Below are 14,162 nucleotides of genomic sequence, written 5' to 3' on the forward strand. Positions count from 1 at the left end.
CCCGCGAAGCGGGGTCGGATGAGGGAAAAGACAGAAAGCGCGTGACGAACCGCCCTCATCCGTCGCGCGTTCCGCGCGCCACCTTCTCCCGCAAGCGGGAGAAGGGGTCAAGCGGAGGGCTGCTGCGCCGCGGCCCGCTTCTTCTCGATCATGCGCACGGCGTAAATCGACGCCTCGTAGAGCAGCACGCCAGGGACAGCGAGCGCGAGCTGCGAAAAGACATCCGGCGGCGTCAAAACCGCCGCGACGATGAAGACGAGCACAACGGCATAGCGCCGCTTCTCTTTCAGAAACTCCGAGGTCACGATGCCGACCTGTCCGAGCAGCGTCAAAACCACCGGCAATTGAAACACGATGCCGAAGGCGAGCACGAGCGTCATGATCAGCGAAAGATATTCGGAGACGCGCGGCAGCAGTTCGATCTGCGCCTTCCCTGGCTCATTCGCTTGCTGCATCCCCATGAAGAAACGCAGCAGATTTGGCATCACCAGAAAATAGACGACGAGCGCGCCGAAGGCGAAGAAGATCGGCGTGGCGAAAAGATAGGGGCGGAAGGCCGTGCGCTCGTGCTTGTAGAGCCCGGGCGCGACGAAGGCGTAGATTTGCGACAGAACGATCGGACAGGACAAAAACGCCGCCATAAACAGCGCGACCTTGATCTGGGTGAAGAAATATTCCTGCGGCGCGGTGTAGATCAGCCGCGCCTCAGGGCCAGCGACCTGCGTGTAGGGAATGAGAAGCAGATTGTAGATATCCTTGGCGAAGAAGAAGGAGAGCACGAACATCGCGAGAAAGGCGAGCAGCGCCTTGATCAGGCGCTCGCGCAACTCCATCAGATGTTCAATGAGCGGCGCCTTGCTGGCCTCGATTTCAGCTTCATCGGCCTCGTTCATGTGGCGGTCTTCTTTGGCGAATCGGCCTGCTCGCCGACAGGAAGACCAGAATCCTCATCCTGAGGAGCGGCCAAAGGCCGCGTCTCGAAGGATGCGACTGGCGCGCCCTCATCCTTCGACGGCTTTGCGTCGCCTTTGATTGCGCCGGTGATCTGCTTGCGCGCCTCGGCCATCGGATCGAAAGCGCCGTCGAGCTTCACGCTCTCCTTGACGGCGTCCCGCATCTCGCCGACCTCCTTACGCAAATCATCGAGCTCCGCCTCGCGCATCGCCTCCATGAATTGTCCCTGAAATTCCGCGGCCATGCGGCGCATTTTTCCGGAAAACTGCCCGAGCGAGCGCAAAACGCGCGGCAAATCCTTCGAGGGAATCGCAATAAGCGCGACGATGGCGATGACGATGAGCTTGCCGGGTTCGAGATCGAACATGCGTGTTGCTCGGGCGCCTTGCTCCCTCCCCTTGACGGGGAGGGTCGAAGCGCGAAGCGCTTCGGGATGGGGTGACGATGGCGAGGTTCCAGGGGTTCTCTTACCCACCCCGCGCGCTTTCAGCGCGACCCTCCCCCTCAAGGGAGGGTGTCGACGCTAGACCTTCTTGCTGTCCGCCTTGTCGCTCTCCAGCGCGCGGCGCTCGCTGGCCTGGCCTTCGAGCGGCTTTTTTGCGTCATCGGCCGCGACATCGTCTTCCGACATGCCCTTCTTGAAGGCCTTGATGCCCTTGGCCATGTCGCCCATCACGTCGGAAATCTTGAACTTGCCGCCGAAGAGAATGAAGACGACCGCGCCGACAATGATCCAGTGCCAGATCGACAGACCGCCCATGGCGCGCATCCTTCCTAACGAGAAAACCGGGACGACCGGCGTTTGCCGGGAAACTATGCGCCCCTCGCCATAAAAACAAGGACGCGGCGCACAGACGCACGCCGCGACGGCCTTAAGGGGACGTGGAAACTTGCTGTCGCTTAACTGCGCTGCTCGGCGGCGCCGTCAATGCTCTTCATCGTCGCCGAGTTCGGGCGGCTCTAGCGCCTCGGGCTCGTCCGGGAACTCCATTTCGAGCAGTTCCGGCGCGTCGTCTTCAAGCGGCTCTTCATCCTCGCGCAACGCGGCGTCGTCCGAAGGTTGCGGCACGCCGAAGCCCTTCGGCAGCCGGCCGTCGAACAGGCCAGCGCCCTTGAGTTCGTCGAGCCCCGGCAGATCGCCGATCTGCTCAAGCCCGAAATGCATCAGGAAGGCGTCGGTCGTGCCATAGGTGATCGGCCTGCCCGGCGCCTTGCGGCGGCCGCGCAGCCTGATCCAGCCGGTGTCGAGCAGCACGTCGAGCGTGCCCTTGGAAATGGCGACGCCGCGAATCTCTTCGATCTCGGCGCGGGTCGTCGGCTGGTGATAGGCGATGATCGCGAGCGTCTCCAGCGCCGCGCGGGAGAGCTTCTTCTCCTCGACCTGCTCGCGGGCGAGAATCCAGTTGAGGTCGGCGGCGGTGCGGAAAAACCACTTCTTGCCGACGCGGGTGAGGTTGACGCCGCGGCCCGTGTAATGGGCGCGCAGCCGCTCAAGGACGCGCTCGAGATCGACGCCCTCCTCGATACGGCGCGCCATTTCGGCTTCATCAAGCGGTTCGGCGGAGGCGAAGAGCAGCGCCTCGATGATGCGCTCCGCTTCGCGCAGCCGGGCTTCGTGACGCGCAAGCTCGTCGTCGCTGTTCACGTCAAAAAGTTCGATCTTCTCCGCAGCCTGCGCCACCACGCGTCCTCCTGAAGTTCGGGGCTAAGACGCGCCCGCAGTCTCTTCCGCTTGCTCCGGCGCCCGGCGCCGCACCCAAAGCGGGGCGAAGTGCCGGTCCTGACGGATGTCGAATCGCCCCTCGCGCACCATTTCAAGCGAGGCGGTAAACGCCGAGGCGCGCACAGTGCGCGCCGTCTGCATGTCGACACAGTAATGCAGCAAAAAATCGTCGAGCACGGTCCATTCCGTCGCGACGCCCATGAGCCGCTCAAGGGCTTCGCGCGCCTCGGCCAGAGACCAGACCGCGCGCTGCCGCATCACCACCCGCGAGGTCGCGGTTTTCTGGCGCTGCCGGGCGTAAGCCGAGAGAAGATCGTAAAGGCTCGCCTGAAATTTGGGGTGCGAGATCGTCTCGACGCCTTCCGGGCCGCCGCGCAAAAACATATCGCGCCCGAGCCGCGCGCGCTCGGTGAGCCTGTCGGCGGCGCGCCGAATGAGCTCCAGCCTGCGCAGGCGATCAGCCAGCGCGGCGGCGAGATCGGAGGCGGAGGGTTCGTCGCCCTTTGGCGGCTCCGGCAGCAGCAGCCGCGACTTCAGGAAGGCGAGCCAGGCCGCCATCACCAGATAGTCGGCGGCGAGTTCGAGGCGCACGCGCCGCGCCGCCTCGATGAAGGCGAGATATTGCTCGGCGAGCGCGAGAATGGAAATGCGGGCGAGGTCGACCTTCTGCCGGCGCGCAAGCTCGAGCAGCAAATCGAGCGGCCCTTCGAACCCGTCAACGTCGACGAGAAAGGCCTCTTCGGCGTCGCCGCGGGGCTCGTCCAGCTCGAAGCTCAGTTCCTGCGCCATTCTGGCTTTGCGCCTGTTTCCGTTTGCGAATCGGCGTCGCCGATGACTTCGGCCCGAGATTGGCCCCGATGGCCCGCTATCGCAAGCGCAGCCGGCGCTTTGGGAGCGCCGGTCCACAGGAGAGAACTGCTATCGAAAGGGGTCGATAATCTGCAGATTGTCTATGACCTGCCCGTGCGAGAGATCTTCGGAATAAAGCCGCGAGCACCCCTGCGCTTGCGCAGCGGCGACGATTGCGGCGTCCCAATAAGAAAATCCATAGCGCGATTTAATGTCCAGCGCGGCGTTGACGATCGCCAGCGTGATGTCCTGAACCTGAAACCTCTGCCATGCGCGCACGAGACCAGCGGCGATGTCGTGCGGTAAGGCGTCCGGCCGCGAGGCTCGCGTCGCCTGCACATAGAACTCCTGCAAAACCTGCGTCGACAGGCTCCAGTCATCCTGATCCAGCAACGCGATGGACCGCTCGCGTTTTTCCGCCTCAGACGGATCGCGACTGATCGAGTAAAGCAGAATATTGGTGTCCAGAAAGCCGGTCACCTCTTTGGATGCCCGATCGGCCTCTCATGAACGCTCTCGCGCGAGAGCCGATCCGCAGCGCGAAATTCCTGGATTTGCGCGCGGAGATCCTGCTCCTGGCGCTTCAGCCGTTCAAACTCCGTGCCTTCCGAAGCAAATTCAGTCAGGAAACGGCGAACCACGGCCGACACCGAAGTATCGTCCTGCGCCGCTCTGATCCGCGCCCGGCGATACAGTTCGTCGTCTAGTGAAACTGTGATATTTTTCATAATTTCACAGTTAGGCTCGGATGCGCCTGCACGCAAGAGTTCACGCCACGGCTCGCATCGCCGCGTCGAACTCGCGCGTCGCCTCCGCGACATCGAAGGGTTCGATAGGCCGCCGCACGCATTCCAGCGCCTTTTCGGCGCGCGCGAGCGCCGCGCCCTCAAGCGGCGGCGCGCCTTCGGCTACCGGCCAAGCTTCCGCAAGGTCGCCGTTGCAGTGGAGCACGATGTCGCATCCGGCGCCGATCGCGTTCTCGGCGCGCTGGCGAAAGCTCCCCGAAAGCGCCTTCATCGAAAGGTCGTCGGTCATGAGGAGACCGTCAAAGCCAATATAGCCGCGAACGATGTCGCCGATCACCGCCTTCGACAGCGTGCCGGGCGCGGTCGGATCGATCGCCGTGTAGACGACATGGGCGCTCATCGCCATCGGCAGATCGGCATTCGCCTTGAACGGCGCAAAATCAGTAAGCTCCAGGTCCTCGCGGCGCGCGTTGACCACCGGCAGCTCCAAATGGCTGTCGGCGCGGGCGCGCCCATGGCCGGGAATGTGCTTCATCACCGGCGCGACGCCGCCCGCCATCAACCCTTCGGCGGCGGCGCGGCCGATAGCCGCGACGCGCGCGGGATCGCGGCTATAGGCGCGATCGCCGATGATGCTGTGGGAATCCGCCGCCGGCGCATCGAGCACCGGCAGGCAGTCGACGTCGACGCCGACTGACCGCAGATCATGGGCGATGACCCGGGCGCCAAGCCAAGCCAATCGCTCGGCCTGCGCGGCGTTGGCGGCCGCCAGCTCATAGCGCGCAGCGGCCGGATAGGCGCGCCAGTGGGGCGGGCCCAGACGCTGCACGCGGCCGCCTTCCTGATCGACAAGAACAGGCGCATGGCGGCCGAGCGCGTCCCGAATGTCGGCGGTCAGCCGCGCGATCTGCTCGGGCGCATCCACATTGCGACGAAAGAGGATCACGCCCCAGGGCGCGGCGTCGCGCAGGAACGCGCGCTCGTCGGCCTCGAGCGTGAAGCCCTTTAATCCACAGATAAAGGCGCGCATGTCGTCCCGTCAGTTGCCCGCGACGAAGCAGGAGCCGCCGGACGCCTTCACTTTGCTGCAGATCGCGTTCGCGGACTCCTTGCTCACCGCCCCGACGCGCACGCGATAGACGGTCTTGTCATTCACGGTCGCCATTTTGAAAGTCGGCTTCAGGCCGCCAAGCTGTGAGCGATATTTGCTCACGACGGTCTTCAGCAATTCGCGGGCGTCGGCCTCGCTGTCGGCTGCGCCGAACTGCACGGCGAAGCCGCCTTTGCTCGGAGGCGCGGACTGACCGGAATCCGCATCCGGCGAAGACTCTTCCACCGCGGCCACTTTCGGCTTGGCGATTCGCGGGGGCGTCGCCGTTGGTTTCGCCTGCGCCGGCGGCGTCGCAGTCGCGGCGCCGATGGCGCCGGCCACGGCTGTATGCGCAGCCGTCTCCGCGGGCCGGCTCGCCATGGCGACGGCGGGCGGCAGAGCGCCATCTTCCACCCGGCTGCCGTCAGGCCGCACGGTGACGGTTTTGACCTTCTTTGGCGCGGCTGTGGCGGGAGCCGGAGGCTCATGCGGCAGATTGACAGGTCCGTCGCCGAGCAGCGCCGCGCTCGGCGTGACCGAAGGATCCACCGCCTGTTCCTGATTGGTGACGACTTTCTGAACCGGCGCCTGCTCCCTGCGGTCCAGAACGACAGCGGCGCTGGCGTCTGGCGTCGTCGTTTCGGCCTCGGCGCTTGGCTTGACCTTCACCGGTCCTTCCGGAGCGACGATGGTCGCAATTTCGCGTGAGGCGTTGGAGCCGCTCCGATGCCAGAAAGCGAAGCCGATGCTCAGAACGGCGACGAGCGATATCGCGACGACGGCGTGCCAGGGCCGGAACCAGGAGCGCCACCCGCCGTGGGGGTCCTCATAGTCCTCATCGCTCTGGCCATAATCGAGATATTGCGAATCATCGCTCCAGCCGGCCTCTGCGCCGTAATGGGCGGGGTCGTATCCGGCCTGCTGGGCGCTATAGCCCGGCGGCAAATCGCGATAGTCGGGATCCACCGGATAGGCGGGCTCCAGAGCCTGCTCCATCGACGGCTCTGGATAATAGGGCGGCTCAGCGGCCACTGGCGGCGCGGCGTCATAGGAACCGCGCAGTTCGGCGGCTTGAACGCGAGCGTCGCGCGCCTCTGCCAGAATTTGGCTGTAAGGATCAGCGGCGGCATGGTCCTGTCCCTGGACCAACCGCGCGAGTTCGCTGAGCGGATCTTCGACTTGCGGGGCGCGTTCGGGCCCGCGCAGCCGCCGCTCGAATTCGCCGAGATCGATCGCCGGGCCTCTAACGGATGTCTCGCGCATGATGCACCTCGCTCGTTGATTCCTGGGGGGCGCGAAGCAAATTGATAAGCGCGTCCTACGCCTGGCCGTTGTCGCTCAAGGCGTCGATTAGCGCATCTCGTCGGGGGCGCTCACGCCGAGCAGCCTCAAGCCTGACCCCAGGACGATCGTTAAAGAGCTAACCAACGCAACCCGAGCGATGGTTAACTCTCTCTCTTCAGACTTAACAAACCGTAATTGCGGCTGATCTTTGCCGCGATTCCAATGCGAATGGAACACGCTCGACAGTTCGTGCAGATAAAAGGCCACCCGGTGGGGCTCATGCGCCGCCGCCGCCGCCTCAATCACCCGCGGATACTGAGCGATCATCTTGGCCAAAGCAAGTTCGCCCTCGTCCGCCAAAAGCGCCAGATCCGCCTCGGCTAGGCTTTCGGCCGAGACGTCAATATCGGGAAAAGCGGCGAGCGCCTGGCGCAGCGCCGACTTTCCCCGCGCATGGGCGTATTGGACGTAAAAGACCGGATTGTCCTTCGATTGCTCGATGACCTTGGCGAGGTCGAAGTCGAGCGGCGCGTCATTCTTGCGATAGAGCATCATGAATCGCACGGCGTCGACGCCGACCTCGTCGACGACCTCCCGCAAAGTGACGAAGTCCCCGGCCCGCTTCGACATTTTGACCGGTTCGCCGGCGCGCATCAGCTTGACGAGCTGGCAAAGCTTGACGTCGAGCGTAACCCGCTTGTCGGAGAGCGCGGCGACGGCCGCCGACATGCGTTTGACATAGCCGCCGTGATCGGCGCCCCAGACGTCGACAAGCGTGTCGAATCCGCGATCGATCTTGTCCTTGTGATAGGCGATATCGGCCGCGAAATAGGTCGGAGAGCCGTCGGATTTCTTCAAGGCGCGGTCGACATCGTCGCCAAAGAGCATCGATCTGAACAGCGTCTGCTCGCGATCCTCCCAGTCGTCGGGCAATTGCCCTTTCGGCGGGGGCAAGCGGCCTTCATAGACGAGGCCTTTGGCTCGAAGCCAGTCGATGGCGGCGTCGATCGCCGAGACGCCGTCCTTTTTCGCATGCAAGGACCGTTCGGAGAAGAACGTCTCATGCGTGATGTTCAAGGCGGCGAGATCGCCGCGGATCAACTCCATCATCGCGTCGATGGCGGCGGCGCGAAGGACTGGCAGCCACTCGCTCTCCGCCGCGCCGGCGAGCGAGTCGCCATGCGCTTTGGCGAGCGCCTCGCCGACGGGTTTCAGATAGTCGCCCGGGTAGAGCCCCTCGGGGATCGTGATCGCCTCGCCCAGGGCCTCGCGGTAGCGCAGAAAAACGGAGCGCGCCAGGACGTCGACCTGGGCGCCGGCGTCATTGATGTAATATTCGCGCGTCACCGCGCAGCCCGAAAAGGCTAGGAGATTTGCGAGCGCGTCGCCGAAGACGGCGCCCCGGCCGTGGCCGACATGCATCGGCCCCGTCGGGTTGGCCGAGACATATTCGACATTCACCTTGCCCTGCAGAGCGCTTGACCGGCTCTTGGCGACGCGACCGAAATTCTGCGGATCGCGCAACACGGCGCGAAGAACCTGAGTGAACATCTCGGGCTTCAAGCGGATATTGATGAAACCCGGCCCGGCGACCTCGGTCGCGGCGACGTCCTGCGATTGCGCAAGGGCGTAGCCGATTTCGACCGCCAATTCGCGCGGCGAGGCGAAATGCGGCTTCGCCTCCTTGGCGAAGACCATGGCGGCGTTCGACGCGAGATCGCCCAGCGTCGCGTCCTTGGGCGGCTCGACGACGAAGCGCGCGTGATCGAGCTTCGGCAAACGGCCGTCGGCGGCGATGCGATCGAGAATGGCGGCGATGCGGGCGTGAAAGTCGTCGAAAATGTTCATGGAGGTCCGTGGGCAAGGTCGGCCGCCCGTTTAACAGCTTGGGCCAGGGAAATCACCCCTTCCGCAGGCTCGACAGACGACATGCCGTCCTGCGGCAGGTCTTACGATCGACCAGCGGCTTCACCGCCAAACACCCGCTTCACTTCGTTCAGCGCGTAGCGGTCGGTCATGCCGGCGATATAATCGGCCACCACCACAGCACGGTCGGCGTCCTCCAGCGCCTGCGCCGCCCATTCGGCCGGCATCAGCTCCGGGTTCTCAAAAAAAGCCGGAAAGAGCCGAGAAATCGCATCGCGCGCGCGCTCCCAGACGCCCAAGACCTTCTCGTGCCGATACATGTTGGCGAAGAGGAAGGCTTTGATGTCGCGCTCGGCTTCGGCCATCGGCGGCGAGAGACGGACGACGGCTTCGCCCGCCCGCCGCGCTTCATCGGCGCTCGCCGGCGAAACGCGCGCCAGACGCCGCAGCGATTCGCCGATCGCGTCCTCGACGAAGGCGGTGATGACGCGGCGCACCAGCTCATGAATGACGCGCGGCCGCTCGAGGCCGGGATGTTCGTCGCGGACATGCGCGAGCACCCCTGCAATGAAGGGCGTGCGGGCGATGTCATCGAGCGAAAACAGTTCGGCGCGCAGGCCGTCGTCGATGTCATGGCCGATATAGGCGATATCGTCGGCCTGAGCCGCGGCCTGCGCCTCGACGCTGGCGAAGGTCGCGAGATCGAGCGGAAAGATGGCGTCGAAGGCCGCGATATAGCGCGACAGTGGACGATCTTTTGCCGCGCCGGCAATCGCCTCCTCATCCTGAGGAGCGCCTGAATGGCTACTTTCCCTCGTCCTTCGAGACGCGGGCTTCGCCCGCTCCTCAGGATGAGGGAGAAGCAGATCGGGATCTGCATCGCGCTTCAAGAGCGGCCCATTGTGCTTGACGATGCCTTCCAGCGTCTCCCAGGTCAGATCGAGACCGTCGTAGCGCGCGTAACGGCGCTCGAGCAGCGTCACGACGCGCAGCGCCTGAGCGTTGTGATCAAACCCGCCAAAGGGCGCCATGCAGGCCTCGAGCGCGCCCTCGCCCGCGTGGCCGAACGGCGTATGGCCGAGGTCATGGGCGAGCGCCACGGCCTCCGCCAGATCCTCGTCGCAGCGCAGGGCCCGGGCGAGCGCGCGCGCGATCTGCCCGACCTCGATCGTATGGGTGAGGCGGGTGCGAAAATGATCGCCGTCGAGCGGCACGAAGACCTGCGTCTTGTGCGCGAGCCGGCGAAAGGCGGTGCAGTGGATGATTCGGTCGCGATCGCGCTGAAATTCGCTCCGCGTGGGCGATGGCGCCTCTGCATAGAGCCGGCCGCGCGAGCGCGCGGCGTCGCTGGCGTATGCCGCAAGAGGGCCACGAACCGCCATATGCGCGCCTTTCATTGAAACGCCTCAGGTTTGGACCTATCTTGCAGCAGAGAGCATATCCCGCAAACGGCCGGGCCGCCGTAGAATGGGATATGCCGAAATTAAAATTTCGGGCGAGTTTCTTTCGATCGGGCGTCCGCCCGCAGTAACTCGCGACGGCCCGCGCAGGCAAGTGACGGAGAAACGGATGACGACGGCGGCAAGCGATATCGCGCTCACCGATCAAGCGGCGCGGCGCATACACGCGATTCTCGCCAATGAATCGCCCGGCGCGGTGTTTCGCGTTTCAGTCGAGGGCGGCGGCTGCTCCGGCTTCCAGTATCATTTCGCGGTGGACTCCGCCCCGGGCGCGGAGGACGCGCTCCTTGAGCACGCCGGCGCCCGGGTCGCGATCGACCCCGCGTCCATTGGCTTTCTCGCTGGCGCCAGCATCGACTTTGTCGACGATCTGATGGGACAGTCCTTCCGTGTCGTTAATCCCAACGCCGTCTCCTCCTGCGGCTGCGGCACCAGCTTTTCAGTCTGACGCCACAGACCCGTTGCAAGCGTGCGTCACGCTGCTGCGGGATCATTTTGCGGCGACCGCTCGGCGCCACCTTGGGAGTTTCAGCCTTGGACGCTCTCTTCATTGGCCACGCCTATATCGACGTCACCATGCGCGCCGAGCGCATGCCCTCGGGCGACCAGAAGGCGTTAGCGCGCGACTATGCGGTGAGTTTCGGCGGCAACGCCGTTACGGCCGGCTTCGCCTGCGCCAAGCTCGGCCATCCCGTCGATCTCTTGACCACGCTCGCGCCCGACTGGCTCGGCCACATGTTCATGGACATGGCCCATACTTACGGGATCGATGTCCATCCGCGACGGGTGGCGCGCTCGTCGCTGTCGTTCGTCTGGCCCAATGACGGCAAGCGGGCGATTTTGCGCGCGCGCGACGACACTTATCTGCAGGGCGTTCCGCGCCTCGACATTTCGGAGACGCGACTTCTCCATATCGATGGGCATATGGCCGACGCCGCGCTCCATTACGCGAAGGGGGCTCGGGCGCGCGGCGCTCTCGTCTCGCTTGACGGCGGCGCGCTGCGACCCTGCATCGAGGAGCTGACCGGTTACGTCGACGTCGCGGTGGTGGCCGAAAAACTCTGCGAGCAAATGTCCTTGTCGGAGCTCGACATGCTTGGCTGGCTGAAATCCAAGGGCTGCCGGATCGGCGGGGTGACGACCGGCGAAAAGGGCATGTTGTGGTATGACGAGGACGGCGAGATTTCGCAGATGGCCTCGCTCGCCGTGCCGCACGAACTCATCGTCGACACGTCCGGCGCCGGCGACGTCTTTCACGGCGCCTATTGCGCCTCCTATCTCGAGCGGCCGGACGCCCCCTGGCGAGAACACTTTGAATTCGCCCGCGCGGCGTCGGCGCATAAAATTCAGCATCTCGGCAATGAGGCGGGGCTGCCCTCGCCCGACGACGTCGCGGCGGCGCTCGCGGCCTTTGCGCCGGCGGACGCGCTCAGCCCGGTTTGAGCACATCCGTCGCGGCGACCCAAAGCCGCCCGAACGACGCCGACACTTATGCACGACGCGTTGGCCTCGGCGGGCTTGGCAAATCGCCGCCCGCCTTGTATACGCGGGACCGCATTCCCCGATAGCTCAGCTGGTAGAGCACGCGACTGTTAATCGCTAGGTCGTAGGTTCGAGTCCTACTCGGGGAGCCATCTCGGAACGAAACTGCGAACGCCGTGCGTAAAATGCTGCGGCCGACCGTCGAACGGTGAACTCCGATCGGCTCCAGAGCCCCGCCTCCCGCTATGTGCTGCAAGCCGGCGCCGTCATTCCGGCGGCCCTCGTCTCTGACATACGTTCCGATCTTCCCGGCAGATAGCGCACAAGTGACCGAAACCGTCGATGACGCCAACCCGGAAATTTCTGCTGATCCCGCAAGCAGTCGCTACCGAAATCATGTCACTCGTTTAGGCCGAGTTTTGCCAAGACATTGGTTTCACTAAAATTATTTAGCACCTGAGTTCCGCAAAAAAGAGCTTGCCTCTGCCTTCGGAGGGGTTTTTGAACACGATCGAGTGAATTTAAGCTGCGCGAATTATGCAAGCATGAACACAGGCGATTCGAAATCGGGGCTGCAAAAATGAATGCCAATCGATTGAGCGAACCACGTTTCAACATCGTCATCTGGAAGGGCGAGAAGCAACTCGGAACGCTACGAGATCGCGACGCCAGCCGGGCGCTCAGCAATTTCGGCGGCGTTGTGGCGCGCTATAAAAATTCCACTGACAATCACCGGGTCGAACTTTACGACGGAGAGAACCTGATCGAGGCCTGGTCGAGTGATGACGGAAACAAGGCTCCTTCCGCGGAGGCGCCTGTCCCCGCCAGCGGAAAAATTCATGGCGAGGGCGAGGGCGTCCGGCGGGTCATTTCGGTCCCCTGTCAGCTTGTGCCATCACGTTCGGCGGAAGCGTGAGCTAGCGTGAGAAGGTAGGGATTCTCACCTCTCTCATGCGTCGCCGTGCTTCCGCTTCCTGAATCCGCTCGCCGGCGGTCGGCGAATGACGCCGGACCCTAAAAAAACTCGGTCGTCGCCGGCGCAAAGGCATTGGCTCGGCCGCGGCCGCCAACTATTGATGAGGACCCTTTTGCAGAGAGAAACAGGGAGGTTCGCATGGCGTGCTTTAAGAACGCGGGGTTGGTATTTGGCCTGATGGTCGGCTTTGCTTTCACTGCTCAAGCAGCGAGAGCCCAAAATCCTATTTCAGAGCTTGCCTCTGGAGTGAATCGCGTGGGAGCCGAGGCGGGACTGGCAGTTACGAATGTGCTCAACAACGTGACCGGAAAGACTACGGCTATGCCTGTCGCCCCTTCACCGGCTCCCGCGATGGCGAGATCGGCTGCTGTCGTCCATCATCATCACCACCATCATCATAATCTTCACCATCATCATCACCATCACTTTTGAATCGGGCGGCGGGGTTCTCAGCTCCGCCTGTTCGATGCAGGAAATCCGCCTCGGCGGTTAGGCGCGGCGTGACGCGAATGGCGTCCCCGCCCTAGGCTCTGCCCTGCGCATCCGTAGGACTCGGTCCTGATGCGCAGGCCTGGCGCCCGGCGGACAGCAGAGCCGCTTTCAAAACTTCAATTTTCGAAGGCGAACGCCTGCCCGGCGTCGTGGCTTCGCGCTCTTCCCAAGCGATCGAGCCGCGCGGGCTAATTTCAGCGAGCCCCTCGCGCTTTCGTCCATCGGGAGTTGGCGGCGGCAACTGTTTTGGATGCGGTGGTCGGACAGCAAGCACATCCTTTGACGGCGCATCAATTTGTTCGCGCAAGCGCGAAGTGTTGCCATTTGCTGGAGCAAGACGATGTTTGCAGTATTGAGCCTGCGTTCGTCGGGCATGGAAAATCCGAGAGGGCCCGATGATGGCCATTCTGAACAGAAAAACTCTAGGGGCGGCGCAGCTCGTCGCAGGAACCGCGCTCCTTGTGCTGATCGGCCCCTCGTCCGTCGGACGCGGGCCAAGCGCCGCTTGGGCTTTGGAACCGGCCTATGAGCCGCAACAGATCGCTCGGCGCGAATATCGCCATCACGGCGGCCGCCGTTCGGAAGATCGACTTCAGGATGAAGCTCCGGAAGAATTGAACTCCGCAAGCAACAGCGGGGCTCTGGCGGCGGCGCTGGCCGCCTGCGACTCGAATGGAACGGCAAGCTTAACGTTGCCAGGCGCCAAGGGCGCGATCAGATTGGACAGCTGCTATCGCGGGCGCGAGCAATTCGTTTGCAGCCTTAATACGCTCTTGGATGAAGCCAAAAAGCTCAACAACGAGTACGGACACATCGTTGAGGCCAAATATCTCGCGGTCGGCAATGTCGATGCGATCTGTCGCATCAGGCCCGACGCGCTTTCGGCTGATTTGACAAAGGCGGGCACTTTCGCCGCGAGATTTAAGGACTTGAGGATCGAATACGACCGGCGCATCAGCTGCGCCATGAAAGTCGAACAGAACCTGAAACAGGTGAATCTGGGCGACATGCCCCACTCGGCGGACATATTGAAGTCGATGAACGACACGCTTGAGGCTGACTTGAAGGATGTCGCCGCCACAAGACAACAGATTTTCGATCTCAACGAGAAAATGCAGGCCTCGCAGAAGGCCATCGTAACGATCGAAAAGCTTCGTCCAACGATGTGTCTCACGACATCGGTTCCGGCAACCGCCGAGCGCGCTGAAAAACCTATCAGTGGAGGCCAATAGGCAACCAC

Annotated in this window: 16 protein-coding genes, 1 tRNA gene and 1 pseudogene; 7 read left to right on the plus strand and 11 right to left on the minus strand. The window is 63.5% G+C overall.

The window, feature by feature from the left end:
• Window positions 1-107: 107 nt before the first annotated feature.
• The 11 genes from tatC to dgt all read right to left on the minus strand — a co-directional run bounded on the left by tatC (window position 108) and on the right by dgt (window position 9,894).
• Window positions 108-893, minus strand: a complete 786-nt coding sequence (gene tatC / locus EHO51_RS07415) for a twin-arginine translocase subunit TatC (protein ID WP_124738354.1) — start codon at window positions 891-893, stop codon at window positions 108-110.
• Window positions 890-1,321, minus strand: a complete 432-nt coding sequence (locus tag EHO51_RS07420) for a preprotein translocase subunit TatA (protein WP_124738355.1) — start codon at window positions 1,319-1,321, stop codon at window positions 890-892. The genes tatC and EHO51_RS07420 overlap by 4 nt, the downstream gene beginning before the upstream one ends.
• A 156-nt stretch (window positions 1,322-1,477) precedes the next feature.
• Window positions 1,478-1,714, minus strand: coding sequence for a twin-arginine translocase TatA/TatE family subunit (locus EHO51_RS07425; protein ID WP_018408165.1), 237 nt, complete (start codon window positions 1,712-1,714; stop codon window positions 1,478-1,480).
• Window positions 1,715-1,879: 165 nt separating this feature from the next.
• Window positions 1,880-2,635 (minus strand): SMC-Scp complex subunit ScpB, encoded by a 756-nt coding sequence (gene scpB, locus EHO51_RS07430; protein ID WP_124738356.1) that lies wholly within the window; start codon window positions 2,633-2,635, stop codon window positions 1,880-1,882.
• A gap of 24 nt (window positions 2,636-2,659) precedes the next feature.
• Window positions 2,660-3,466: a segregation and condensation protein A gene (locus tag EHO51_RS07435; protein ID WP_124738357.1), complete on the minus strand. Its 807-nt coding sequence runs from the start codon at window positions 3,464-3,466 to the stop codon at window positions 2,660-2,662.
• A 129-nt stretch (window positions 3,467-3,595) separates the two neighbouring features.
• Window positions 3,596-4,006 (minus strand): PIN domain-containing protein, encoded by a 411-nt coding sequence (locus EHO51_RS07440; RefSeq protein ID WP_124738358.1) that lies wholly within the window; start codon window positions 4,004-4,006, stop codon window positions 3,596-3,598.
• On the minus strand, window positions 4,003-4,290 hold the full coding sequence (locus EHO51_RS07445) for a hypothetical protein (RefSeq protein ID WP_245434796.1): 288 nt from the start codon (window positions 4,288-4,290) through the stop codon (window positions 4,003-4,005). The genes EHO51_RS07440 and EHO51_RS07445 overlap by 4 nt, the downstream gene beginning before the upstream one ends.
• 4 nt (window positions 4,291-4,294) lie before the next feature.
• On the minus strand, window positions 4,295-5,302 hold the full coding sequence (gene nagZ, locus EHO51_RS07450; protein ID WP_124738360.1) for a beta-N-acetylhexosaminidase: 1,008 nt from the start codon (window positions 5,300-5,302) through the stop codon (window positions 4,295-4,297).
• A 9-nt stretch (window positions 5,303-5,311) separates the two neighbouring features.
• Complete coding sequence (locus EHO51_RS07455; RefSeq protein WP_124738361.1) at window positions 5,312-6,625, minus strand: SPOR domain-containing protein; 1,314 nt, start codon at window positions 6,623-6,625, stop codon at window positions 5,312-5,314.
• A gap of 87 nt (window positions 6,626-6,712) precedes the next feature.
• Window positions 6,713-8,494 carry an arginine--tRNA ligase gene (gene argS / locus EHO51_RS07460; protein WP_124738362.1) on the minus strand — a complete coding sequence of 594 codons (1,782 nt, stop codon included), beginning with the start codon at window positions 8,492-8,494 and terminating at the stop codon, window positions 6,713-6,715.
• 101 nt (window positions 8,495-8,595) lie between these two features.
• Complete coding sequence (gene dgt, locus EHO51_RS07465; RefSeq protein WP_124740080.1) at window positions 8,596-9,894, minus strand: dGTP triphosphohydrolase; 1,299 nt, start codon at window positions 9,892-9,894, stop codon at window positions 8,596-8,598.
• 187 nt (window positions 9,895-10,081) lie between these two features.
• On the opposite strand from dgt, the gene EHO51_RS07470 reads away from it, so the two are divergent.
• The 7 genes and pseudogenes from EHO51_RS07470 (at window position 10,082) to EHO51_RS07500 (ending at window position 14,154) form a co-directional block, all read left to right on the plus strand.
• Window positions 10,082-10,420: a HesB/IscA family protein gene (locus EHO51_RS07470; RefSeq protein ID WP_026222934.1), complete on the plus strand. Its 339-nt coding sequence runs from the start codon at window positions 10,082-10,084 to the stop codon at window positions 10,418-10,420.
• A gap of 86 nt (window positions 10,421-10,506) precedes the next feature.
• Window positions 10,507-11,415: a sugar kinase gene (locus EHO51_RS07475; RefSeq protein WP_018408155.1), complete on the plus strand. Its 909-nt coding sequence runs from the start codon at window positions 10,507-10,509 to the stop codon at window positions 11,413-11,415.
• Between the two features lie 115 nt (window positions 11,416-11,530).
• Window positions 11,531-11,606 (plus strand) — tRNA-Asn (locus tag EHO51_RS07480).
• A 32-nt stretch (window positions 11,607-11,638) separates the two neighbouring features.
• A pseudogene (locus EHO51_RS20835) lies at window positions 11,639-11,832 on the plus strand (TrbI/VirB10 family protein); the annotation flags it as partial.
• Window positions 11,833-12,034: 202 nt separating this feature from the next.
• Window positions 12,035-12,370 (plus strand): hypothetical protein, encoded by a 336-nt coding sequence (locus tag EHO51_RS07490; protein ID WP_124738363.1) that lies wholly within the window; start codon window positions 12,035-12,037, stop codon window positions 12,368-12,370.
• A 198-nt stretch (window positions 12,371-12,568) separates the two neighbouring features.
• Window positions 12,569-12,862 carry a hypothetical protein gene (locus tag EHO51_RS07495; RefSeq protein WP_124738364.1) on the plus strand — a complete coding sequence of 98 codons (294 nt, stop codon included), beginning with the start codon at window positions 12,569-12,571 and terminating at the stop codon, window positions 12,860-12,862.
• A 455-nt stretch (window positions 12,863-13,317) separates the two neighbouring features.
• Window positions 13,318-14,154 (plus strand): hypothetical protein, encoded by an 837-nt coding sequence (locus tag EHO51_RS07500; RefSeq protein WP_124738365.1) that lies wholly within the window; start codon window positions 13,318-13,320, stop codon window positions 14,152-14,154.
• Window positions 14,155-14,162: the final 8 nt, after the last annotated feature.

Source organism: Methylocystis rosea (assembly GCF_003855495.1).
Classification (GTDB): Bacteria; Pseudomonadota; Alphaproteobacteria; order Rhizobiales; family Beijerinckiaceae; genus Methylocystis; species Methylocystis rosea_A.